The sequence below is a fragment of the Methylomonas sp. Kb3 genome (genome assembly GCF_002834115.1).
GTDB classification, from domain to species: domain Bacteria; phylum Pseudomonadota; class Gammaproteobacteria; order Methylococcales; family Methylomonadaceae; genus Methylomonas; species Methylomonas defluvii.
Map to the genome: position 1 here is coordinate 24,256 of NZ_PIZT01000025.1, position 22,223 is coordinate 46,478.

The 22,223-nt window shown below is 49.5% G+C and carries 22 protein-coding genes; 8 read left to right on the plus strand and 14 right to left on the minus strand.

Annotated features, from left to right (window positions below; translation table 11 throughout):
* Nucleotides 1-33 precede the first annotated feature (33 nt).
* The 9 genes from CWO84_RS24190 to CWO84_RS13985 all read right to left on the minus strand — a co-directional run bounded on the left by CWO84_RS24190 (nt 34) and on the right by CWO84_RS13985 (nt 11,693).
* On the minus strand, nt 34-471 hold the full coding sequence (locus tag CWO84_RS24190) for a hypothetical protein (protein WP_133120682.1): 438 nt from the start codon (nt 469-471) through the stop codon (nt 34-36).
* A gap of 196 nt (nt 472-667) precedes the next feature.
* The gene (locus CWO84_RS24195; RefSeq protein WP_133120683.1) at nt 668-1,105 is read right to left on the minus strand and encodes a hypothetical protein; all 438 of its coding nucleotides are present in this window, start codon (nt 1,103-1,105) and stop codon (nt 668-670) included.
* A 53-nt stretch (nt 1,106-1,158) separates the two neighbouring features.
* Entirely contained in the window at nt 1,159-1,407 is a 249-nt protein-coding gene (locus tag CWO84_RS24200; RefSeq protein ID WP_133120684.1) for a hypothetical protein, read from the minus strand.
* Between the two features lie 324 nt (nt 1,408-1,731).
* Nucleotides 1,732-2,169 (minus strand): hypothetical protein, encoded by a 438-nt coding sequence (locus CWO84_RS24205; protein ID WP_133120685.1) that lies wholly within the window; start codon nt 2,167-2,169, stop codon nt 1,732-1,734.
* 53 nt (nt 2,170-2,222) lie between these two features.
* Entirely contained in the window at nt 2,223-2,624 is a 402-nt protein-coding gene (locus CWO84_RS24210) for a hypothetical protein (RefSeq protein ID WP_133120686.1), read from the minus strand.
* Between the two features lie 722 nt (nt 2,625-3,346).
* On the minus strand, nt 3,347-3,817 hold the full coding sequence (locus CWO84_RS13970; RefSeq protein WP_101053309.1) for a hypothetical protein: 471 nt from the start codon (nt 3,815-3,817) through the stop codon (nt 3,347-3,349).
* Nucleotides 3,818-3,856: 39 nt separating this feature from the next.
* Nucleotides 3,857-7,330, minus strand: a complete 3,474-nt coding sequence (locus CWO84_RS13975; RefSeq protein WP_101053312.1) for a FecR domain-containing protein — start codon at nt 7,328-7,330, stop codon at nt 3,857-3,859.
* A gap of 154 nt (nt 7,331-7,484) precedes the next feature.
* On the minus strand, nt 7,485-8,150 hold the full coding sequence (locus tag CWO84_RS13980; protein ID WP_101053314.1) for a Crp/Fnr family transcriptional regulator: 666 nt from the start codon (nt 8,148-8,150) through the stop codon (nt 7,485-7,487).
* 225 nt (nt 8,151-8,375) lie between these two features.
* Nucleotides 8,376-11,693, minus strand: a complete 3,318-nt coding sequence (locus CWO84_RS13985; RefSeq protein WP_101053316.1) for an EAL domain-containing protein — start codon at nt 11,691-11,693, stop codon at nt 8,376-8,378.
* A gap of 620 nt (nt 11,694-12,313) precedes the next feature.
* On the opposite strand from CWO84_RS13985, the gene CWO84_RS13990 reads away from it, so the two are divergent.
* The 7 genes from CWO84_RS13990 to CWO84_RS14015 all read left to right on the plus strand — a co-directional run bounded on the left by CWO84_RS13990 (nt 12,314) and on the right by CWO84_RS14015 (nt 17,129).
* Nucleotides 12,314-12,496 (plus strand): hypothetical protein, encoded by a 183-nt coding sequence (locus CWO84_RS13990; RefSeq protein ID WP_033158792.1) that lies wholly within the window; start codon nt 12,314-12,316, stop codon nt 12,494-12,496.
* Between the two features lie 42 nt (nt 12,497-12,538).
* Nucleotides 12,539-12,832, plus strand: a complete 294-nt coding sequence (locus CWO84_RS13995; protein ID WP_033158791.1) for a hypothetical protein — start codon at nt 12,539-12,541, stop codon at nt 12,830-12,832.
* Between the two features lie 25 nt (nt 12,833-12,857).
* Entirely contained in the window at nt 12,858-13,274 is a 417-nt protein-coding gene (locus tag CWO84_RS14000; RefSeq protein WP_240618055.1) for a nitrogen fixation protein, read from the plus strand.
* 45 nt (nt 13,275-13,319) lie between these two features.
* Complete coding sequence (locus tag CWO84_RS14005; RefSeq protein WP_101053317.1) at nt 13,320-14,432, plus strand: HlyD family efflux transporter periplasmic adaptor subunit; 1,113 nt, start codon at nt 13,320-13,322, stop codon at nt 14,430-14,432.
* Entirely contained in the window at nt 14,404-14,568 is a 165-nt protein-coding gene (locus tag CWO84_RS24420) for a hypothetical protein (RefSeq protein ID WP_165786326.1), read from the plus strand. Before CWO84_RS14005 ends, CWO84_RS24420 begins: the two co-directional genes overlap by 29 nt.
* A 2-nt stretch (nt 14,569-14,570) precedes the next feature.
* Complete coding sequence (locus tag CWO84_RS14010) at nt 14,571-16,700, plus strand: peptidase domain-containing ABC transporter (protein ID WP_240618056.1); 2,130 nt, start codon at nt 14,571-14,573, stop codon at nt 16,698-16,700.
* Between the two features lie 84 nt (nt 16,701-16,784).
* Entirely contained in the window at nt 16,785-17,129 is a 345-nt protein-coding gene (locus CWO84_RS14015) for an FUN14 domain-containing protein (RefSeq protein ID WP_033158788.1), read from the plus strand.
* A 162-nt stretch (nt 17,130-17,291) separates the two neighbouring features.
* Here the strand turns inward: CWO84_RS14015 and CWO84_RS14020 are convergent, their stop codons facing one another.
* The 5 genes from CWO84_RS14020 to CWO84_RS14040 form a co-directional block, all read right to left on the minus strand.
* Nucleotides 17,292-17,957 (minus strand): tail fiber protein, encoded by a 666-nt coding sequence (locus CWO84_RS14020; RefSeq protein ID WP_205454198.1) that lies wholly within the window; start codon nt 17,955-17,957, stop codon nt 17,292-17,294.
* Between the two features lie 27 nt (nt 17,958-17,984).
* The gene (locus CWO84_RS14025; RefSeq protein ID WP_101053321.1) at nt 17,985-18,917 is read right to left on the minus strand and encodes a PEP-CTERM sorting domain-containing protein; all 933 of its coding nucleotides are present in this window, start codon (nt 18,915-18,917) and stop codon (nt 17,985-17,987) included.
* 377 nt (nt 18,918-19,294) lie between these two features.
* Nucleotides 19,295-19,594 carry a hypothetical protein gene (locus CWO84_RS14030; RefSeq protein ID WP_133120687.1) on the minus strand — a complete coding sequence of 100 codons (300 nt, stop codon included), beginning with the start codon at nt 19,592-19,594 and terminating at the stop codon, nt 19,295-19,297.
* Nucleotides 19,554-20,381, minus strand: a complete 828-nt coding sequence (locus tag CWO84_RS14035; RefSeq protein WP_101053325.1) for an MOSC N-terminal beta barrel domain-containing protein — start codon at nt 20,379-20,381, stop codon at nt 19,554-19,556. Before CWO84_RS14035 ends, CWO84_RS14030 begins: the two co-directional genes overlap by 41 nt.
* A 12-nt stretch (nt 20,382-20,393) precedes the next feature.
* Nucleotides 20,394-20,783 carry a PilZ domain-containing protein gene (locus CWO84_RS14040; protein WP_101053327.1) on the minus strand — a complete coding sequence of 130 codons (390 nt, stop codon included), beginning with the start codon at nt 20,781-20,783 and terminating at the stop codon, nt 20,394-20,396.
* 138 nt (nt 20,784-20,921) lie between these two features.
* Here CWO84_RS14040 and CWO84_RS14045 point away from each other — a divergent pair, with 138 nt between their 5' ends.
* Complete coding sequence (locus tag CWO84_RS14045) at nt 20,922-22,145, plus strand: ABC transporter substrate-binding protein (RefSeq protein ID WP_101053329.1); 1,224 nt, start codon at nt 20,922-20,924, stop codon at nt 22,143-22,145.
* Nucleotides 22,146-22,223: the final 78 nt, after the last annotated feature.

Sequence of the window (22,223 nt, forward strand, 5' to 3'; positions counted from 1 at the left end):
ACCGTCATCAATTTAGAGGCTTATATACAGAAATTAATTGAATGCTTCGTCTATTTCTTCTTGTGTATAACAGATTTCATATTGGTCGCCATTTAAGTAATAAGTATTGCAATATGATGCTATTTGTTGACTGGGTGATGAGTTTGATGGCTGAGAAAATACTGGTTCATCCATAACGCTTAATGAGTTTTGCGATGGAATATTATATTTAACTATTGAGGGAGAGCAAAGTTTTCCGTTTTCAGAAGGGGAAATTGTCGAGTTTAATGGCCCGGCATTATAAATAGCTGAGTTACTTTGTGATTGATTGCATCTCTGTTCTTCTTTGTGGTTTATATCACGTAAATCGGTTATCGCCTGTGTTCTTAAGGTGTTTTCTGTTTGATTGGTATTGCTTTGTGAATTTTGACTATATATTGACAGCAATGTGCTAATAAAGATAGAAATAATATAACTTGTTTTATTATTCATTTTGTTAGTCCAGGTAGGGTGGTAATAGTTAAATAACAAGCTTGTCGCAACAACTCAGAATACTGAATACCGGAAATTATTTAAAATTTTCTAGCAAATAAGCCGTATTAAGAGCTATTTTGTCTAATACCTTAGTAAATTTCTAATTGTTAACTCCTATATTATGGGGGCGCAAGTTTCTGCTAAAAAACTCATATTACTCGAGCGCTCCGTCGATTTCTTCTTGTGTGTAACAGGTTTCGTATTGCTCTCCATTCAAGAAAAAAGTATAGCAGTATGCTGCTATTTGTTGAGCGGGTGATGAATTCGATAATTGAGAAAATACTGGTTCATCCATATCATTTAATGAGTTTTGCGATGGAATATCATATTTAACCATTGAGGGAGAGCAAAGTTTTCCATTTTGAGGCGTGCCGTCTGCTAGGCTTAATGTGCCGGTATTATAAATGGCTGAGTTACCTTGTGATTGAATGCAGCCCTGTGCTTCTTTATGGCTTATAGTACTTAAATCAGTTGTTGCCGGGCTTATTAAGGTACGTTCTGTTTGGTCGGTATTACTTTGTGAATTTTGGCTATAGATTGACAGCAAGGCGCTAATACACATCGAAGTAACATAATATGTGTTATTTTTCATGTCGGTAGTCCTGGTATAGGTTATTAGATAAGTAATAAGCTTATTGCGTAAACTCAGCGCTCATAGTCGAAGCAATACTCGTATTGGTTTCCTCCGACCAACACGACGTTGCAATCAGAAGCTAAATAAAGTGGCGTCGGCGTTGCCTGAGTCGCATCGATCTTTTGAACGTCAGGTTTAACTATTTTATGGCTAATAGTACTTAAATCAGTTGTTGCCGGGGTTATTAAGGTGTTTTCAGTTTGGTTGGTATTACTTTGCGAATTTTGGCTATAGATTGACAGCAAGGCGCTAATAAACATAGACGTAATATAAGATGTGTTATTTTTTATGTCGGTAGTCCGGGTATATGTTATTGGATAAGTAATCAGATTATTGCACAAAATCAGCATGCCAATATTGAGATACGGTTTGAATTTGTCTAGCAGATAAGATGAGTTAACTTTAGGGGCGCCCTACCTGCTTGTCAAGTGTTTTTCGATAAATTTTATGAATAAATTTGAATCCGCCTATATTAACTTGAATATAAAGAAAAAGAAGGCAGAGATACACTTATTCAGTAAACTTAGATTAATAAAAGCACACAAAGGCTCCAGGAAGCTCGGAAGCCTTTGTGTAAGATTCGATTACTCTAAAAGGGCGGCGAGTTCTTCATCACTTATGCATTGTTGAAATTCATAACCGTTAGCATAAATAGTAGTGCAGTATTCTGCTATTTGTTGAGCTGGTGATGAATTAGATAACTGAGAAAATACTGGTTCATCCATATCATTTAATGAGTTTTGCGATGGAATATCATATTTAACCATTGAGGGAGAGCAAAGTTTTCCATTTTGAGGCGTGCCGTCTGCTAGGCTTAATGTGCCGGTATTATAAATGGCTGAGTTACCTTGTGATTGAATGCAGCCCTGTGCTTCTTTATGGCTTATAGTACTTAAATCAGTTGTTGCCGGGCTTATTAAGGTACGTTCTGTTTGGTCGGTATTACTTTGTGAATTTTGGCTATAGATTGACAGCAAGGCGCTAATACACATCGAAGTAACATAATATGTGTTATTTTTCATGTCAGTAGTCCTGGTATAGGTTATTGGATAAGTAATAAGCTTATTGCGCAAACTCAACGCTCATTGTCGATACAATTTTCGTACTGATTTCCGCCGGAGTACACGACGTTGCAATCAGAAGCTAAATAGAGTGGCGCCGGTGCTGCCTGCTCCGATATGGTTTGGGCATTATCGATCTTTGAAATATTAAATTTAACCATTGAGGGAGAGCAAAGTTTTTCGTTTTGAGGATTGCCGTCTGCCGGGCTTAATGTGCGGGTATTATAAATAGCTGATTTACCTTGTGATTGAATGCAGCCCTGTGCTTCTTTGTGGCTTATAGTTCTTAAATCAGTTGTTGCCGGGGGTATGAAGGTATTTTCGGTTTGGTTGGTATTACTTTGTGAGTTTTGGCTATATATTGACAGCAAGACGCTAATAAACATAGACGTAATATAATGTGTGTTATTTTTCATGTCGGTAGTCCGGGTATGGGTTATTGAAAAAGTAATTAGCTTATTGCGCAAACTCAACGCTCATTGTCGATACAATTTTCGTACTGATCTCCGCCGGAGTACACGNGCCGATATGGTTTGGGCAGTATCGGTCTTTGAAATGTCATATTTAACCATTGAGGGAGAGCAAAGTTTTCCGTTTTGAGGATTGCCGTCTGTCGGGCTTAATGTGCGGGTATTATAAATAGCTGAGTTACCTTGTGATTGAATGCAGCCCTGTGCTTCTTTGTGGCTTATAGTTCTTAAATCAGTTGTTGCCGGGGGTATGAAGGTATTTTCGGTTTGGTTGGTATTACTTTGTGAGTTTTGGCTATATATTGACAGCAAGGCGCTAATAAACATCGAAGTAACATAATATGTGTTATTTTTCATGTCGGTAGTCCGGATATAGGTTATTGGATAAGTAATAAGCTTATTGCGCAAACTCAGAATGCTGCTTAGCGGTAATTGAAGTTGTCTAGTAAATAAGCTGAGTCAACTCTAAGGGTGTGCTACCTGTTTGTCAAGTATTTTTCAATAAATTTTATGAAATAAAGTTGAATACAATGCTTATAAAGATAATTTTATAAATTAGTTTTTACGGCTCCCACTTGCGCGGGAGCATTATGTTGTTTTCGGTAGAGTAACTAGCTAATTTGCCGCGTAAGTTGCTTTGCCACTGATCCCTGTTTTTTATAGTAAATTTAACGTTGCCTGCCGCAATTCTCGTATTGGTCGCCGCCGGATGAAAGGACGTTGCAATGCGAGCCTTTATAAAGGGTGGTAATTGAAATAACAATCCGGGCAGGCTTCACTTCGCCGTCTTTTTTTATTTCACCTTGTATGGTTTGCTTGCTGAGTTCCAATGCTGCTTTAAGTGCCGGATTATCGTCAATAAGCAAAGTGGCTTTACAGTTTTCGGCTGCGTCTTTGGTGGACGACTGTACTTTTTCGGCGTTGCGACGAGGATCGGATTTATTTTGAATACAAGCCGATAGTTCCTGACCTGTCTCCGGATCTAGTACTGCTATTTTTGCAGTGTCAAAATTGACGCCACTTGCTAAGGCGACCCTTTGATCAACTAGTGTTTCAATACTTTCATTCGATCCGCATCCAAAAATAGAAAAACTGCTAAGTACTATTAGAATAGGGGTTTGACCGATAACTTTTTTCATTATACTTCTCCTGATTTTTTAAAAAGCCCTTATAACAAATTAATAAAACAAGCTGAGTTTTACAAATAATTGCCGTTCAGGGGTAAATGGGCTGATTTGCGGGCCGCTAGCATCGAAATTACTTTGATAGTTGAATTTATTGTCAAATAAATTCCTAACTTCAAAATTAATCGAGCCGAGTCTTTTTGGCAAACGGTAGCCGGCAGCAGTATCAAACGTCCAAAAGCCTTCGCTTTGGTATTCTAACGGATTGGCGATAAAGTCAGTCGCAGTTGCAACGTGTTGATTAACATAGGTGCCACTTACTCTTGCAAAAAAGCCGACCGGATGAAAGAAGTTGACAGAAACGGGTATTTGATGAGTTGCGATGCTTTGTGGGAGATTGAGGGCGCCGTTGCCCGCCCTATAGGCTCTATCTTGTTTATCAAATTGATACTCCGTTTTGAAAGCTAGCCATTCTTTAGGCGCCCAGTAAATATAAGCTAAATGCGACAATTCGTTACGATCTTGATGTGTCAATACGCCGTTGCTGGTAAAGGGGTGTCGGCTATCTCGCCAGCTAAGTTCGCCGCCGACGAATACGGTTTTTAATGGATGGTAATCGAGTCCCACGCCATATCGCCAAGCTCTAGCATTGTTATTATCATCAAAAAACTGGTTAAATCCGGCTATTTGCGTTGGCTCAATTGTTTGATTTGCGGCTAGGCGTCGATTCAACGTTTTAAATGCAGCTCCTCTCAAAGTTAAATTCTCTATCGGATTCCAAGTAATACCAAACTTAGGGTTAAGTTGTTGCCGTTTAATAAGGTCTGGATTCTGTGTGGAGACGGTGGATGAACCATCCGAATAAAGGGTCGCTGAATTCACATCGATTAATTCATTGTCCAAATAATCAAAGCTGAGTCCCAAGGTTGTCGTTAGGTTTTTCGGTAAATATTGTTTCGAGTATATATAGCCATTGAAATGGTGCGTTTGGCTGGCTGTTTTTGACGTATCCGTGAGGGGGTCTGGGTCGCCATTGATAAAGACATTTGTATTATCAAAGTTTATATCGTTCCTTAACTCCAGATGGCCCAACCCGGTTATTAATTCAAAGGAGTGCGGGCGGTAAAGATATTGTATTTCTGTTTGATAGCCTTCGTTTTTGTTTAACCTGGATGTATCGTCAAGGTTGTCGAAGTCAGGATCGTCGGCGAAGGCATGTAGGAAGTTATTATGGGTGAGTTCCTTTCTCCTGGTATAAAAAAATGAACCGATCACATCCTGTTCAGGATCGATTTTATAGTGGCCGCCAATTCTTGCCGTGTCTTGCTTGATAGTCTGTCTAAGCGTTTCATCGTGAAATCCGTTCAAACGCATCGGGACGTCGCCAGCTCTGACGTTTTCCGATTTCAACTCGACTTGCAGGCTAAAATCCGGCGTGAAGGCGTATTGTGCAAAGGCGTCGTAGATATTTTGCTGATAATCGTCGTTTTGCCGAAAGCCGTCGGTTCGGTAATGGAACTGGCCCAGACTCATCGATAGTTTGTCGTACACGCCGGAGACTATGGCGTTATCGGTTTTGGTGTTATTGCTGCCGTAGGCGCCGTTCAGAACCATATGCGCGCCGTTGCCGGTGTACAAGGAATCGTACTCGTTGACCGATAAGCTGCCCGGCCCGGTATTATTCAGAATGCCGATATTTTCCCCGGTTAGCTGTGGTTGCACCGGGGTGATATTAATCGGTTGTAGCAACTGCGCCTGCAACAGTTCGCTGGCGCGGGCAACGCGGTAGCGCGGTTGACCGACGTAAGCATCAGAGAGAAAACGATGCGCCGACGGGTCGGTGGCATCGTGACCCAAGGACTTCCAGGCTTCTTTTAACGCCACCCGGCCAAAACCCAGATCGTTATATATACGTGCCAGATTGGCGGTGCGGGCCGCGGCGTCTTCGTCCAGCAGCAGTTTCGAACGGTATACGCCACGATTTTCGTTCAGTTCTATGGACTGCTGCATGTCGCGCAGCGCTTCGACCGGGCGATTTAAGGATTGCTTGCGCAGTGCATCGTAAAAATAAGGTGTGGGGTCTTTCGGATCTTGTTGTTTCGCCAGGTCGAATTGATCGCCGGCCAGCGCCGGGCGTTTTTCTTCGTAATAGGCTTTGCCCAAATAACTACGCAGCAAGGAATTATTCGGGTCGAGAATAGCGGCAATTTCCAGGTCGCGGCGTCCGGCTTCCAGGTCGCCGCTGCGGATTTTCGTTAGACCCAAACCCAGTCTCGGTAGTGGCGCGGTAGAATCCAGCTGCACGGCTGCTTCGAAATGCCGTAAGGCTAGGGCAGTATCCACTCTGAATAATTGCGAAAAGCCCTGCACGGTTTGAGTTCTTTCCAGATTGGGGTCTAGCATAAATGCCTTGGTTGCCGATTCTGCACTTTCCGAGCGTAAGCCCACGGCCAATTGCAGTTCGGACAGTCGCGCCCAAGTCATCGCATCGTTAGCTGCTAGCTGACTGGCATGCTGTGCCGCTACTAAGGCTTTTTCCAGTTCGAATCCGGCTTGTTGGCTATACGATAAAGCTGAATAAGCAGTAGCCGATTGCGGATTTGCCGTCACCGCGCGCTCGGCCAGATTCAGTGCGTCGGCTTTGCGGTTTTGGGTCAGCGCCAGAATGCTTTCCAGTGCTAAAGCGTCCGCGTCATTCGTATTGCCGGCGCGTAAGGCTTGAATGTCCTGTATCGCCAACTGGCTTTGCCCGGCTGTTAGTCTGATTGCCGCGCGGGTTTTCAAAAACTCTGAAGACTGTTCAGCCGGCGGTGTCCGGTCCAGAGTTGTTAGCGCCAAATCGATCCGGCCTTGCCGATAATTCTGTATCGCGGCGCGTAGAGCAGGGGCTATAGCGGGATCCGACGCGGAATAAGGCAATAGTGGCGGGTAATACAAGGCCCAGTTCACCGCATCGGCGGGTTTGAGGTCGATTTGCGCACGTGGGGCCTGGCCCAATAAGGTTTGCCCGGCTTCTCCGGCCTTTAGGTGAATGTCGCCGTAGGTATTGAAAAAGCGCACGGCGCCTTCGTAAACCCATAATTCGGCACTGCTATCGTCGGCGCGTAACGCAAACTCGGTACCTTCCGGGCCGGCGTTAGCAATCGGAGTGGTGATTTGTAACTGCTTAGGTGTGCGGCTGATGAAATGGACAAAGCCTTTCAGCAAATCCACTAAGGTGGCTTGGTTGGGGGCGATGCCGTTTAAAGTCAGTACAGTGCCCTCGGCAAGACGGAGGGTAATGCCATTGGGTAGCAATAAGGATGCGCGGCTGTAGGCTTCGACTCGAACCCGGCTGCCTTCGCAAAGGCTTTGCTCGAGTTGCGCCGGTTGCCATTGTCCCTTGGCGCCGGCATCGTAAAACAAGGTGCCTTGCAGCGAAACCAGTTTGGCGGCTTTTTCCACGCTACAGCTTGTCGCGGTCGCATCGGTTTCCGCCAAACACATTGGCGCAAATAAAACCATGAAGCAAATCACAAGGCAGCGCATTTTTTCTCCGAAAGATGTTTTTTTTTCGGATGATAAAGTCTGAAACCCTAACTGATCAAGGTAATAATTAACTTTGCCCTGGATTTTTCTATTTTTGTCAATTGGCCCAATGTGCAGTTGCGAGAATGCATTGTCGATAATCGCTATACTCAGCTCACCATGAGGCTGGTGGGGTGGTTTCGATTCTGAGGGTTTTTTCGTCGACGCTGATGTAACCGCCTTTGGTCAGTTCTTTCATTACTTTGTTAATCATTTCCCGAGACGAACCTACCATCGTCGCCAGCTCTTGCTGGGTCGGGCGGTTATGAATGACATAGACATCGCCGTCCTTTTCCGCCATGTCTTGCAGCACCTTAATGGTACGTTCGTAAACATTCGACAAGGCCATTTGTTTGACTTTCTCGGTGAGGAATCTGACTTTTTCCGACAATACTTTAAGTAAGGCAATCGCCGCATCGGGGTGTAGTTTCAACCAGTGGATGAAATCGGTTTTGGCGATGACCGCGCACACGGTTTTTTCCTGGGCTTCCACCGCGGCGGAACGCGGTTCGTCGCTAAGCAAGGCCAGTTCGCCGAAATAAGAGCCGGCCTCCTGAATCAATAAGGTGACCTCCTTGTCTTTGTCGTTACTGCCAAACACCCGCACCTTGCCGGACAAAATAATGTACAGCGAACTGGTCTGGTCGCCCTCGGCGATGATCATGGCCTTTTTCGGAAATTTAATGACCTTGGCCCTGGATGCCAAAGCTTCCAAAGCCTCCTCGGGCAGATCGGCGAGAAAGGGGATGTGGTTCAGACTGGCGATGACTTCTGCTTGCATGATGAGGCTATAACCGCTTGGTTTAGTAGAGTGCCGCTTTTGATAACGGTCTGGTTTGTATGTGACGCCTAGCTTACTAAGTTTGCGTCATGATAGTGAAGTATTTCACAGATTGTCGGCCAATTAAATCACAGACATACCCCTTTTACGGCGGCAGCGGGAATAGAGCTCGGCGCATTGGCGAACTTCAACTTTGCAAAAGCTATCCCGCCAAGCGCCAGCCGTTTATACCCAGCTTTTGCCGGTACGCAGCAAGACCTCGAATGCTGATGCCGGTAATGGCTTGCTGAAGTAATAGCCCTGTATCTCGTCACACTGGTGTTCGCGCAGAAACTGGCAGTGTTGTTCGGTTTCCACGCCTTCGGCGATCACCTTGAACGCCAGGTTGTGCGCCAGTGCAATCACCGCCAATACAATAGTGGCATCTTCCGGATCGGTGAGCATGTCGCGCACGAAGGATTGATCAATTTTCAGGGTATCTACGCGAAATCGTTTCAAGTAGCTGAGGCTGGAATAGCCGGTACCGAAATCGTCTATGGACAGCTTCACCCCGGCGGTCCGGAGCTGACTAAAAGTGGCGATGACCTTCTCCACATCCTGAGCGATCAAACTCTCGGTCAGTTCCAGTTCGAGTTGAGCGGCCGGTAGACCGGTGTCTTCGAGCGTATTCATCACCCAACTGATCACATCCTGCTGTAGAAACTGGCGCGCGGATATGTTCACCGCCACACAGACCGGCGGCAAACCGGCGTCTGTCCAGGCTTTTGCCTGAGCGCAAGCTGCGCGCAGCACCCAATCGCCAATGGGCACGATAAGCCCGGAGTCCTCGGCAATTGGAATGAACTGAGCGGGAGATACCGCACCCATCTCGGGATGTTGCCAGCGCAATAAGGCTTCGCAGCCGGAAATTTGGCCGTTTTTCAAGTTGACCTTGGGTTGATAGGCCAGCTGAAACTGTCCCAATGCCAACGCTTCCCGCAAGCGCGTCTCTATATTGACGCGGCGCAGGGTTTCCTCGCTCATCTCGCGGGTGAAGAATTGACAGGTGTTGCGGCCTAGGTCCTTGGCGCGGTACATCGCCACGTCAGCGTTGTCGATCAGCGCCTCGGCGGTTTCGCCGTCCTGCGGGAATACGCTGACGCCAATGCTCACGGACAAATGGATATTACGCCCCTGAACCAGAAGCGGACAATCAAGATGCCTGACCACTTTTTGGGCGAGGAAATAGGCATCGCTATCTTTATTTAAATCAGTCAGCAAAATTAGAAATTCGTCACCACCCAGGCGAGACACGGTATCACCGTCCCTGACCAGGCTGCCTAGCCGCTCGGCGGCGACCTTCAGCACCGCGTCGCCGAATGGATGGCCGTAGCCGTCGTTGACTATCTTGAAGCGATCCAGATCGAGATAGAGCAGTGCCAGCTGATTGCCGGCGCGGCGCGCGTGGGCGATGGCTTGGGCAATGCGGTCCTGGATCAGGTCGCGGTTGGGCAGGCCGGTGAGGCCGTCGTAGGTGGCCAGATAGCGAATCTGCAGCTCGGCCTGTTTGCGCGCGGTGATGTCCTGAATGGCACCTATCATCCGCACGCCGCGTCCCGTGTCGTCACAGAGCAATTGGCCGCGATCAAACAAGTCGGCATAGCTGCCGTCCTTGCGTCGAAAACGGTATTCCTCGGACCAGGTGTTCTCGCTGCCGGCTACGGTGGCTTGAAGGTGTGCAACCACGCGGTCGCGGTCGTCGGGGTGGATGCGGCGGGCCCAGAAGTCGAATGAAGGCAAAATTTCGTCAGTGGTGTAGCCGAACACAATTTGAAAGTTCTCGCTCCACCAGATGTTGTTGCTGGCGAAGTCCCAGTCCCACACGACATCGCCGGTCGCACGGGTGGCGGCGTGGAAGCGGGCCAAGCTTTCCCGCAATGCGGCATCCGCGCGTTGTCGTTCCGAGATGTCGTTTAGAAACAGCGTGCGGACTTCCAAACCGTTGCGTGTAAAAGCCGCCACTCGCAATTCCGCGTCGAACACGCCTTGGGTGCCGACAAATTGAAACGCGCCGGAATCGGTGGTGCTGAGAATCTCGGCCCAATCAGCGTGGCCGTCGGGCGCAAGCACAGCATCGGTGATGGCCTTACCCAGAATGAATTCACGCGCCAGGCCAAACAAACGTTCTGCGGCGGCGTTCCATTCTATAACGGTCAATTGGTGATCCAGGCTAAAGATTGCGGTGTGAGTGGAGTCGAAAATTGCGCCTTTTAAGGCCAGAGAAGCGGCTTGCTGTTCCTTGGCTTCCAGCAGTTGTTTAACGGCCACGGCCATGTGGTCGAGGGCTTCCCCCAGAATTTGGGTTTCCCGGAACTCGTTCGTGGCGAAAGTGGCGGCCGCCGGGGGTTCCAGTTCGGTATGACCGATGCCGGCGACCCGGCGCTCCAGCGCCGCCAGCGGTTTGCCGAAGCGCCGGGCCATGCGCATTGAGACCAGCACCAGTCCTGCGGTAATTGCCACGCCCATACCGCCCACCTGATACAACTGGCGACGCAGCATGTCTTCGATAAACGATACTTTTCGCGAAGTAATGACCAACCAAGACATGCCGCCTTTCAGCGGCATGCGGCGGGCGGCAACCCAGCGTTGCTCGCCTTCCAATAGCATGCGGTCTAGGAATAATTCGCCGGTGAAATTCAGCAAAGGGCTCAAATCGGCAGGCAAGGGCAACGGCGCTCGGCCTACTTGCAACGGATCGCCGATTAGGCGGGGAGCGGCTCCCAACTCCAGGACCTGAAACCGGGAGTGATATTCCGTACCTATGGCGCTTAGAAAGCTATTCAATGCCGGGATGTCGAAGTCAGCATCCAGAACGCCGATCAAACGTCCGCCCGCATCTTTCAGCACTTTGCCGTAGCTGAAGCCCCACAAAGGCTCGTTGCCTGTAAATGGCGCCGCCCAGCGGTAAGCCGGAACCCAGGTGTCGCCGCTCGGGCTGCGCAAAGCGGCTGCGTAGAACGCATCGCTGCGGGGATCGTAGTGTTGGTTAAACAGCTGTTGATGGAGCACGAATCCCTGCTCGGTCAATATGAACTTTCGCGCAGGCGGGCCTTCCGTGCGGTCACCCGGAAATAGCCAAAGTAAAATCTCGCCATTTGCAGTTCGTTCCAACGCGCCGTATTCGCCTGAAGCTGCCAAGGAAATGCCCAGATAACTTAATTCCGGGCGTTGTTCGAATGCCGCCAGCGAATATTCCAGTGTCGATTGTAAAGTGGCGCCCGTTACCTCCGGGGCTATCGCGGCACGTTCAGCGGATTCGGCTGTCATCTCCGCCGCGCGAATCAAAATCTGCAGGCGCTCGGTCGCGCGGTCCAGGGTTTCTTTCACCTCCCGCCGGGTGGTTTCTTCGGTGCTGGCGACGCTTTGCCAAGTCATGCCTATTAACAGCGCCAGACCAAGCAACATCACCAAACCCACGATATTGGAAATTAAAACTCGGGTAAATGAAGGAGCAACTGTTTCGGATAACGTTGTCTGTTTCGCGGGTGAAGGCGCGTTATTCATGGTTGTTTGGTCAATGGCTATCGCTGTGAAGTGATCTTGTTAGCGCATCTTGGGCAGTACGCTGCAAAGCTGGAATCGTGTCGAGTTCGGGCAATTGCGTAAGCGGCAGCTCCCGATCAGTTTGGTTCTCGAAAATCGCCAAATTCTATAAATGCCGTCATTTGTATCAAAGACATTGTCATGCAAATCGGCCCAATTTATCGCTGCTGCCCCGTTTGGGCTGCATTCGTCGAAGCCTGAAACGGTTTAAGCCTTCGATAGAGCCTTTACCCCAAAGGCATTTAGGCCAGCGGTATTTTAGGGCCGCGATAATAATTGTAGATGCTGAAGACGATCTTTAAATTTAGCCGGTAAAAAAGTTTCGCAAATTACGCATCCAGCCAAGCTCCGCTTTTAGCGTAGCCGCCATAGCGGCACGAATCCTTGTCGAATGAAAAACTACCGCCATTCGCAGTGGAATTTTTCACAGCTTTCCAGGGTGGCGAACACCTAAAGTATCAATACCCGCTCAAGTTCACAAACCGGTAGATGGGGATGTGGTTCGGTAAGCAATGCTGCCGGTATCGCAGTCGTTGGGCCAGCTATGAGCCGGCCTCATCACTTTTTTAAGGAGAAAGACAATGTCTCAAAAATCCAAATTAGATCAAGCTCTGAAGGTGTTGCAACCTGAGGAAATCAGCCAAGTTTCCGGCGGTTTAGTCGATGTCGGCACTGATTTAAGTCAGTTTCCCCGTAAATTCTGGCCGGTCATCAATCCAGGGTCGTTCGTGATTAAAGCCAATGCTGGCTTGGTTGTGCGCTAAATCACTTCCCTGAAGTCATCTTTTATTTTTTGGAGAGCTGTCATGTCAAACAAAACCACTCGAATTTCTGCCGATGAATTATCCGCCTTTGCCGCGCAAGGTATAGAACGCGCTTTGCAAGCCCGCGAGGCTGCCGGCGTGGAATTGAATCAGGCGCAACTGGATCAAGTTAGCGGCGGCGCCTCGTTAAGCTTGGTGCTGAATAAAGGCATTATCGCCGGCGGCCCCTGGTTCGATCAGTTTAGAGGATTAAATAATGTGATTACCAATCAGGGTGCCGGCGGTTTGGCCGGTGGCTTAGCGGGCGGCCTGCAAGGAGCAACCCAGCTGGGTTGATAAGGCCATGACCTCGGAGAACCCAGTGTTATGTCCCAGCGCGCAGCCGGAATGGGAAGGTGCCCAGGTCATCGGGGTGATGACTGGCACTGCGGATCAGCCGGAAATGGCTTATCTGCAAGCCCCGCAACCGGTGACCGAGCAATTGCTCGAATTGGCGGGCCCGGTCAGTCCGGCGGAAGTGTTCCGCTTTTCCGCGCCGTGCGCCTGCACCGGTTGCGGTCACTACGCGGAAGCGGAGTCCAAATGCCGGCTGGCTGAAAAAGTCGTGCGTTTTACGCCGACGGTCACCGAGCAATTGCCGGTGTGCGCGATTCGTGCCGACTGTCGTTGGTGGCTACAGGAAGGCCGCTCGGCGTGTTTTAGATGTCCGCAAGTGGTGACCAATAACCTCAAGCCGACCGAAGACATGCGGCGGGCAGCCGACTACGGCGTTCTCTGAGGGTTTTGGTCGCAATGTCAAAAAGGGTGAGAAGGAAACGGCGCTATGAAACATGAGTTATTTCGACAACAAGCCTTGGACTTTAAAAAAGACAAGCCCTTAGGGGAGGTTATTCACGTGGAATCCTTGTCGTTTGCCTTTCTCACCGCTTTAGCCGTCAGCAGCGCTTTGCTGCTGGTCGCCTTTGCCTTTTGGGGCGAGTACACCCGCAAATCGCATGTGAATGGTTATTTGTCGCCGAGCATGGGATTAATCAAAGTGTATGCGCCGCAGGCCGGCACCTTGATCGAAAAACACGTGCGTGAGGGGCAAGCCGTGAAAGCCGGCGATACGTTGTTCGTGTTATCCACCGAAAGTAGTTCACGGGAAACCCCGCAAGCTCAGGCCGCGGCGATTGAACAACTGAAACAACGCCGGGAAAGTCTGGAGACCGAACTGGTGAAGCAAGAGCAAATCGATCAGATTCAATACCGTTCGGTGTTGGATAGACTGCATGGCATGCAACGCGAATTGCAACAAGTCAATAATGAAATAGACACCCAGCAACAGCGTTTGGCCGGTGCCGCGGCAACTTCGCAACGCTATCAGCAGTTGCTAAGCACAAAATTCGTTTCGGCCGTGCAAGCCCAACAAAAACAAGATGAATGGTTGGATCACCAAGCCAAGCTGCAAGCCCTGCAACGGGTACAGATGACCTTACAACGCGACATCCGCTCCGCGCAGTTGGAAGCGGACAGTAGCCAAATGAAATTTAAAAACCAGCGCGCGGCCATCGAACGCAATATTTCGAGTTTGGCGCAAAACATCACCGAATCCGAATCGCGCCGCAATATTGTAATCACCGCGCCGCACGACGGCACCGTCACCACCATCCTGGCGGAGCAGGGACAAAATGCCACGACCGCCAATCCCTTGCTGTCCATCCTGCCGCAAGGTGCCAAATTGCAAGCCCAGTTATTGGTACCGTCCAGCGCGGTGGGCTTTGTCGAGCAGGGGCAGACCGTGTCGGTGCGTTATCAAGCCTTTCCCTATCAACGCTTCGGTAGTCATCAAGGCCGTTATCGTCGAAATCGCCAAAACCTTGATTACCCCCAAGGAAGCCGATTTGCCGGTGGCTTTGCAAGAGCCGGTGTACCGGGTCACTGTCGAGATCGATAAACAAGCGGTGCAAGCCTATCGCCAGGATATTCCGCTGCAATCCGGCATGCTGCTGGATGCGGATATTTGGTTGGATCATCGCCGCCTGATCGAATGGGTGTTCGATCCTCTTTACAGCATTCTAGGACGGGTTTAATCATGACTATGCAACATATCCTCGACTTTTCCGGCCGCAGGAAGACCCCGCTGATCCTGCAAACCGAAGCAGCCGAATGCGGTCTGGCTTGCCTGGCGATGGTGGCCAATTTTCATGGGCACCGGGTGGATCTGGCCAGTTTAAGACAAAAGTTTTCCCTGTCTTTGAAAGGCTCGACCTTGAATCATCTGATCCAGATCGCCAACCAATTGCATCTGGGTTCGCGGCCGGTACGGGTGGATTTGAACGAACTGAGCAGACTAAGCCTGCCGGCTATTTTGCATTGGGATTTCAATCATTTCGTAGTTTTGACCCAGGTCAAACGCGGCGTGGCGACGATACACGATCCGGCCAAAGGTACCGTGCATTTGCCCTATACCGAGGTCTCCAAACATTTCACCGGTATTGCTTTGGAGTTGCAGCCCACCCAAGCTTTTACCGCCAAAACCGAACGTCAACAAATCAAACTTTCCCGCCTCATCGGCCGATTGAACGGTGCCTCCAGCGCTACCTTGCAAATCATTTTATTGGCGGCAGCCATCGAAGTGTTTGCAATCGTAGCGCCTTTTTTTATGCAACTGGTGGTGGATAACGCGGTGGTGGCCCGGGATACCAATTTATTGACGGTATTGGGATTGGGATTTCTATTGCTGGCCTTGATTCAGATAGGCATTACCGCGCTGCGTTCGTGGGTGGTGCTGGTACTCAGTACGTCGGTGAGTTTGCAGATGATGAGCAATCTGTTCGGACACTTATTGCAGCTGCCGATGAATTTCTTCGAGAAGCGGCATCTGGGCGACATCGTCTCGCGCTTCGAATCCTTAAACGTGATTCAACGCACCCTGACCACCAGCTTTCTGGAAGCGATTATTGACGGCGTGATGGCGTTGGTGACACTGGGTATGATGCTGGTGTACAGCTGGAAGCTTGCGGCTATCGTCAGCTTGGCCGCGCTGCTTTACGGAGTATTGCGCTTGTTGTCGTTCGCCCCATTACGCGCAGCCAGCGAAGAGCAAATCCTGCGCGCCGCCAAGCAGCAAACCAATCTGCTGGAAACTGTGCGTGGCATGCAAAGCGTGAAGTTATTTAATCGCCAGTTGCAACGCCGGCACGGGTATCAAAATTTGATGGTCGATCATTTCAACGCCGGCATCCGCGTGCAAAAGCTCAATATCATTTACCGCGCCCTGAACAGCTTGTTGTTTGGGGTGGAAAACATCGCGGTGATCTGGCTAGGCGCCTTGTTTATTCTGGACGGCGGCTTTTCGGTGGGGATGCTGTTTGCGTTTATGTCCTTTAAAGACCAGTTCACTCATCGGGTGGGCAGCTTCATCGAAAAAGGCATCGAATTCAAAATGCTGGGCTTACACACCGAACGGGTCGCCGATATTGCGTTGGCGGAAGCCGAAGATGAGCATGTTAGTGGTGCCCGTCACGAGCAACTGGCGGCATCGATCCAAATCCGCAATCTGGATTTCAGTTATGCGCCGTCCGAGCCGCCGGTGCTGAAGAACCTGAATCTGGATTTTGCCGAAGGCGAGTCGGTGGCGATCATTGGTCCGTCCGGTTACGGCAAAACCACGCTGGCCAAATTAATCTTGGGTTTATTGCAGCCCAGTGCCGGCGAAATCCTGATCGGCGGTGTGCGCCTAAACCGCATCGACAGCCACGATTACCGCAATATGGTGGCGGCGGTGATGCAGGAAGATCAATTGTTTGCCGGCTCTATTGCCGACAACATCTGTTTTTTTGACCCGGAGCCGGATCAAGCCTGGATCGAAACCTGCGCGCAACTGGCGGCGGTGCATCAGGATGTGATGACCATGCCGATGGCTTACAACACACTGATCGGTGATATGGGCACGGTGTTGTCCGGCGGCCAAAAACAACGGGTGCTGCTGGCCCGCGCTTTATACAAACGCCCAAAAATTCTGGTGTTGGACGAAGCCACCAGCCACTTGGATGTGGCCCGCGAAAAACTGGTGAACGGTGCGGTGCAGCAACTGAAATTGACCCGCATCATCATCGCCCATCGCCCGGAGACTATCGCCTCGGTGGATAGGGTGATTGACTTACAAGCCATAGCGGCAGATGCGCTTGCCGGCCCGTGTTATGCGTCGCAGGCGGCTTAGATGTTGCTGCGCAGTAAATGCTCTATGTTGCCGGATTCGTTATAAAATCGTCGAAAATTTTTAAACATTTTACGACTGGATTTTATGAATAACGCCATTGAAACACACGCATCCAACGATATTTTTTCCGAAGCCTTTTTGCTGGGTAATTTAGGCGCACCGTTTATTTTGGGAATGGCGATTGGCTATTTCGCCAAAAAAATGCTGCGCACGGCCTTGTTTGTCGGTGGGGCGATTGTGTCGATATTGTTCGTTGCCGAATATTACGATCTTATCAACATCAACAATATGGCGTTGGAAAATGCGGCTAGCTCAGCCGCAGAGGCTGCCAAGGAATCCGGCAGTTTCTTGCTGGATCGGCTGGCGGTGTTTACCAGCCGGGGTGTTAGCGGTGCAGGCGGTTTTTTTGTGGGATTTAAACTCGGGTAAACCGGTTTTTGCTTACCCGGCTAAGGGTTGATCATGTGGCTCAGTCAGCAGCGTGTTTTGCCTAGCTACATAGTGCCCACTTTTTTGCGTGGGCACTATGTGTCGTGAATATCACTTCAGACTATTTGCGATTAACAGGGCAGATTTATAAGATTCCAGCCGTTAATTTCGGCCAGGAAAAATACCTTGTGTGGCTACACAGTAAGTGATACCCAAAGCAGGTGAACGGTTATCAAAAGGCAGGCTTTGTCCCGCAGGCTGAACGGAAGTGGTTGGCCTACCCGTAAATTTTATGATGTTTGCCTTTAGGGAAGCGTTGGGGGCATCGCTTGAATAGATATTATCTCTCGATGTCGAGGCCGCCAATACATTGCCGGAGGGCGTACTCTTATTGCCGGCTGTACTTACTGCGTCAATCGTAGCGGAAACGTTATCTAAAAAAGTTTGCGCACCATGGGAGTGTAAAGGCATTTGGCTTGGTTGTAGGGTTACAAAGTCTATGCCGATTTCTTGGCCAATCGATATTGGCGATAGCCCCGGACCTTGTCCGACCCCGATTGGCGAACGGCCGCGCAGATCCGGTAGCATAAATGTTGTTTGTCCATCACCGCCATACTGCGTACCCAATAATGAAAACAAGGCTGTGTTTTGCGCAATGCTCAGCGTCTGTCCGGCGGCCTCCAGATAACCGCGCGGGCAAAAGTTAAAGCTAAATGTGCAAATCTCGCCGAGAAAGGGGTCGGAACCGCAAGCCGAGGCTGATACTGGTAAGCCGGTGATAGCGATCATGGCGAGTTTCAAGAGTGGTTTATTGAATGCTTTTGACATGTTGAGTACCTTTAAATTGAGTTGAAATTAATTGAAAGCGTAGTGACGGCGTTTGCTGGTAAGGACTGAGATCAAGCCGATAGCCAGCAACCACAGGGTTTCCGGCTCCGGTACCGTGTTGTTGGTTTGCTTGGTGACCGAATCGACTGTAATCAGGCTGGACGCATTTATCGAAAATCTGCCGGAGTCCGCGCCGCCGAATATGAATAGATCGGGGTTGCTATCGCCAAAGTTGATTAAGTCGCCAGGGTTTAATAGAAACGACAGCAGCAGAGTGCCGACGTCGGATACCAGGCCGCCTTTACCGGTAGCGATATTGGTATTCGGATTACTGGGTATGAATTTTTCGTTACCGCGAACGGGATCCGAAATAATTTTAGAAAACGCCAGTTCCTTGCCATCGGCTTTGTAAAAGCCAATTATGGACTGTGCGAATTCGCCGTCATTGTTTAGTGGCGGTGTGTCGGTGGCTTCGACTTGATGGCTGTATTGGAATTGCAAGTTCACCACAAAACTATCCACGGCAGACTTGTTCTCAATCGAAAAGGTATAGTCGCCGAACAGCGGGCTGATGCTTGAGGGCTCGGCGCCGCCAGTGCCGCTAGCGTTTAAATTGATACCAAAACCATCGCCGATCTGGCTTAAGGTGCCTGACAAGGGGTCAGGACCTGTGACCGTGGACCCCACCAGCGTGGTGGTGGAAGTAGAGCCGGCGATAATGCTGGTCAGCGAGCCTGTCTGGATGGCGTTTATCGGCTCAGCCGGGGAACCGAGGCTATCAAACTCGGCCGAACCGCGGATTACAATATTGCTGTCAAAAGCCGCAGCCGATACCGATCCGGAATGGGCGCCGAGCAGCAATGTGATAGCCAATGCGACATTGCGAATCCGGCAACCGTGGTTTGTAGGTAGCTTCTTAAAATCGCTACCGATGCTCTTTTTAAATTTAATTGATTCCATCTTGATACCTCTATATTTGATTAGATTTGGCGGTAATATATTTATATTAATGACTGGTTGCGTGCAAAATACAGACGTCTAGTAAGTATTTAAATGCAGTTGCTTAAAATAATTTCTCATACTGCTAAATTGCCATATAAATTGAATTAACTGGTTTCTGTTTTATTCAAAAAAATTGTATTACGGGAATTAATAGCCAATTCTTATGCCAGTTATTAATTTTGTGCGGGAAAATAATTTATCTTTATGTTTTTAAAGATAATTTATGGCTGTGCTTGGCAGGAGGGGGCAGCATGCAAAATTGGTGTGGAAGCGTTTTGGCACGATATGTCGCATGAAGTACGAAATATCGTTTCTATGTCGGGGCGGGGTTTGATTTATTGCTTGGCTCGATAGAGCGGGTAATTGAAAGTAGGCTTTTTAGCTTGGAAATACCCATTACTAAATAAGCAGAGGAAGGCTTTGTCAAACTGATGTGAAACTGCAAAAGCCCCGATTAGCCAGGCGAACAGCTTCAACAAACAGGTAAACAAAGCATCTACATGGGAAGCACCCAAATGCGCGGATACCACCATTGATGGCGTGACTCGCGAACCGGCAATCGCCGAACGAGGAGTAATGAAAGTGCGGGATTTTCTAAGTTGGGGATAGCGGAGGCTGCGGTTCGCCGATTTCATGGATCAGCACGGTCTGACCGACTGCCAAGCTGCCGGGTTTATCGTGCAAGGCGTTTTGCCCAAAATAGACTTTGTTTTGCCATTTGCGCAGACGATTCAGCGTCGTCAACGGTTCTTTGCCGGTTTCGGCGGTGAGCGGGTCTATGGTGGGCACCGAGCAGCGCGAGCAGGGTTTGGGCAATCTAAAACCAATATCGTTGATGCTAAGTCGTCGCCAAGTGTCTTCGGCGTAGCTGTCGCAATCGCTGACGACCAGATTTGGCCGAAAGCGAATCATGTCAATTGCCAACGGCATGGCTTGGTTGAGAGCGTTTAATGAATTTTCCGACACAATCAAAAACGGAAAGCCGTCGGAAAACGACGTTTGATCGCTTTCTAAAGCATAGTTAGGATCGACCTGACGAATATCGTCATCACTTTGGTAGACCAGCCGGCACTCGGTTTGTAAAAAATCGCTCAGCCAGGCATCGGCAACAGCGCCACAGGTTTTGGCGACACAAACGTCGTGCCAGACTACCACTTCAATGTCGTCGCCGTCTTCGGATTGCAAAGGCAGTGTTAGGTCCGCTTGATTGGGCGCCGACAAAATTAACTGTTGATCTGCAATGCGGGTTTGAATCAAGGCCATTTTTGGTAAACGGCGTTGGCTGAGGAACTGTCTATCGCCGTCTATCAGCATCCATTTTCGGTCGTACAGCAAGCCTTTGTGGTCGACCGGCCAGTGTTCTACGCGAATGCCGGCCAGCGATTTGACTGGGTATATATAAATTTCACTGAGTATTGGCATATTGTTTTGCGCTTAGCTGAATAGCAGATCGGTTTGGGTGTGCAGTAAATGCTCTGCCAAATGTTTTTCAATGTTGTCGAACTTGATGCCGTAACGGCCGTTTTCCCGGTCGCAATGTACAACAAGCGCGGGTATATCGAAACGCTTGCCGTCGGCGAACAATAAATACAGGAATATCCGCTGATTCTTGCCGAGTTTTTTTTCGCTGAATATCGCCGCGCCGCGGCTACTCACATCCCGCAACACGACCGGAAACAGGCGTGGAAACCAGATACTTTTGACTTTGACGGCAGCACGGATGTCGTTGCGTCGATAACGAACCGCACTGCGCTTGTTAGACCATGAGCTATCAATCGTGACCTCTTGATCGAGAAAATCTAAAGAGAAATCTGGCTCAGACATGGCAAGCGCGGCAAATGTAAAGGTGGCTAAGTATTGATGTTAAACCGTTAAAATTCAATAGAGCGTGACGATTATTGACCAAGCCCAGCCAAAACGAATCCGTTAAAATATGGCTTTTATATCGTTCCGAACCGGATTATGAAAAAAATAGCGATTGTTTCATTTTGTTATTGTTGGCTCGCCGCGTTGCCTATCAGCAGCGCAGTTGCCGCGCCTGCCAAGAAAGCCGCACCCGCCAAACCGCAGATCAGCAAACCCGCCGAGCCTGCCAAGCAGATAGTCAAAATCGGCTATTTTAGTCAGGAAAGAGCCGCCCCGGCTGCCTTATCCAATCTTGATCCGTTTATCCAGAACAAAGGCCAGATCGGCGCCGAATTGGCGGTTGCCGATAACAATACCACCGGGCAATTTACCGGCCAGCACTACGAGTTAAAGCAGGTTCTGGTGCCGGTGGGCGGCGATTTGCAGCAGGCCTTCAATCAATTAGGCGAGGATGTTGGTTTGGTGGTGTTGAACGTGCAGCCAGACCAATTAAACAAGCTCGCCGATTTGCCGGCGGCGAAAAACAAATTGCTGTTCGATGCTTCTACCAGCGACGACGAGTTGCGCAACACGGATTGCCGCCATCAGGTTTTGCACATATTGCCCAGCCGGGCCATGCGCGCCGATGCGCTGGCGCAATACATGTTAAAGAAGCGCTGGCAAAACTGGTTTTTGGTGATAGGTCCCACGCCGGAAGACAAGTTATACGCAGCGGCCATTAAACGCGCGGCCAAGAAGTTTGGTATCAAACTGGTCGCGGAAAAAGCCTGGACCAACGATTACGACGCCCGCCGTAGCGCGCAATCCGACGTGCCGGTGTTCACGCAAGTGGACGATTACGATGTGTTGGTTGTTGCCGACGAACAGGGCTTGTTTGGCGAATATCTGGATTACCGGACCTGGAAACCGCGGCCGGTGATCGGTACTCAGGGTTTGATCGCCACCGCTTGGCATAGAACTCATGAACAATGGGGCGCGGTGCAATTGCAAAATCGCTTCAAGGACACCGCCGGCCGCTGGATGGAAGAACAAGATTACGCGGCTTATCTGGCGGTGCGGGCGATAGGTGAGGCCAGCGTCCGCAGCAAATCCAATCAAACTCAGGCGATTAAGGATTATGTCTTCTCCGAAGCGTTTGCGTTGCAGGGTTACAAAGGCGTGCCCCTGTCGTTCCGCCCTTGGGACGGTCAATTGCGGCAACCGGTATTATTGGCTGCACCGCGATCTTTAGTTAGCGTGGCGCCGGTCGAAGGATTTTTGCATCCGAAGACCGAGCTGGATACCCTGGGATACGACCAGCCGGAAACGGCTTGTAAATAAGCCGGTGTTGAACCAAATTTCAGAGGGTAGGGCATGAGCGATAAACGGCGCATGGAGATTAGCCAGTCGGCGATCACG

What these genes read in the sequence shown, in the direction of transcription:
- CWO84_RS24190 (WP_133120682.1), bottom strand. Translation starts at nt 471, where the DNA reads ATGAATAATAAAACAAGTTATATTATTTCTATCTTTATTAGCACATTG.
- CWO84_RS24195 (WP_133120683.1), bottom strand. Translation starts at nt 1,105, where the DNA reads ATGAAAAATAACACATATTATGTTACTTCGATGTGTATTAGCGCCTTG.
- CWO84_RS24200 (WP_133120684.1), bottom strand. Translation starts at nt 1,407, where the DNA reads ATGTTTATTAGCGCCTTGCTGTCAATCTATAGCCAAAATTCGCAAAGT.
- CWO84_RS24205 (WP_133120685.1), bottom strand. Translation starts at nt 2,169, where the DNA reads ATGAAAAATAACACATATTATGTTACTTCGATGTGTATTAGCGCCTTG.
- CWO84_RS24210 (WP_133120686.1), bottom strand. Translation starts at nt 2,624, where the DNA reads ATGAAAAATAACACACATTATATTACGTCTATGTTTATTAGCGTCTTG.
- CWO84_RS13970 (WP_101053309.1), bottom strand. Translation starts at nt 3,817, where the DNA reads ATGAAAAAAGTTATCGGTCAAACCCCTATTCTAATAGTACTTAGCAGT.
- CWO84_RS13975 (WP_101053312.1), bottom strand. Translation starts at nt 7,330, where the DNA reads ATGCGCTGCCTTGTGATTTGCTTCATGGTTTTATTTGCGCCAATGTGT.
- CWO84_RS13980 (WP_101053314.1), bottom strand. Translation starts at nt 8,150, where the DNA reads ATGCAAGCAGAAGTCATCGCCAGTCTGAACCACATCCCCTTTCTCGCC.
- CWO84_RS13985 (WP_101053316.1), bottom strand. Translation starts at nt 11,693, where the DNA reads ATGAATAACGCGCCTTCACCCGCGAAACAGACAACGTTATCCGAAACA.
- CWO84_RS13990 (WP_033158792.1), top strand. Translation starts at nt 12,314, where the DNA reads ATGTCTCAAAAATCCAAATTAGATCAAGCTCTGAAGGTGTTGCAACCT.
- CWO84_RS13995 (WP_033158791.1), top strand. Translation starts at nt 12,539, where the DNA reads ATGTCAAACAAAACCACTCGAATTTCTGCCGATGAATTATCCGCCTTT.
- CWO84_RS14005 (WP_101053317.1), top strand. Translation starts at nt 13,320, where the DNA reads ATGAAACATGAGTTATTTCGACAACAAGCCTTGGACTTTAAAAAAGAC.
- CWO84_RS14010 (WP_240618056.1), top strand. Translation starts at nt 14,571, where the DNA reads ATGACTATGCAACATATCCTCGACTTTTCCGGCCGCAGGAAGACCCCG.
- CWO84_RS14015 (WP_033158788.1), top strand. Translation starts at nt 16,785, where the DNA reads ATGAATAACGCCATTGAAACACACGCATCCAACGATATTTTTTCCGAA.
- CWO84_RS14020 (WP_205454198.1), bottom strand. Translation starts at nt 17,957, where the DNA reads ATGTCAAAAGCATTCAATAAACCACTCTTGAAACTCGCCATGATCGCT.
- CWO84_RS14025 (WP_101053321.1), bottom strand. Translation starts at nt 18,917, where the DNA reads ATGGAATCAATTAAATTTAAAAAGAGCATCGGTAGCGATTTTAAGAAG.
- CWO84_RS14030 (WP_133120687.1), bottom strand. Translation starts at nt 19,594, where the DNA reads ATGAAATCGGCGAACCGCAGCCTCCGCTATCCCCAACTTAGAAAATCC.
- CWO84_RS14035 (WP_101053325.1), bottom strand. Translation starts at nt 20,381, where the DNA reads ATGCCAATACTCAGTGAAATTTATATATACCCAGTCAAATCGCTGGCC.
- CWO84_RS14040 (WP_101053327.1), bottom strand. Translation starts at nt 20,783, where the DNA reads ATGTCTGAGCCAGATTTCTCTTTAGATTTTCTCGATCAAGAGGTCACG.
- CWO84_RS14045 (WP_101053329.1), top strand. Translation starts at nt 20,922, where the DNA reads ATGAAAAAAATAGCGATTGTTTCATTTTGTTATTGTTGGCTCGCCGCG.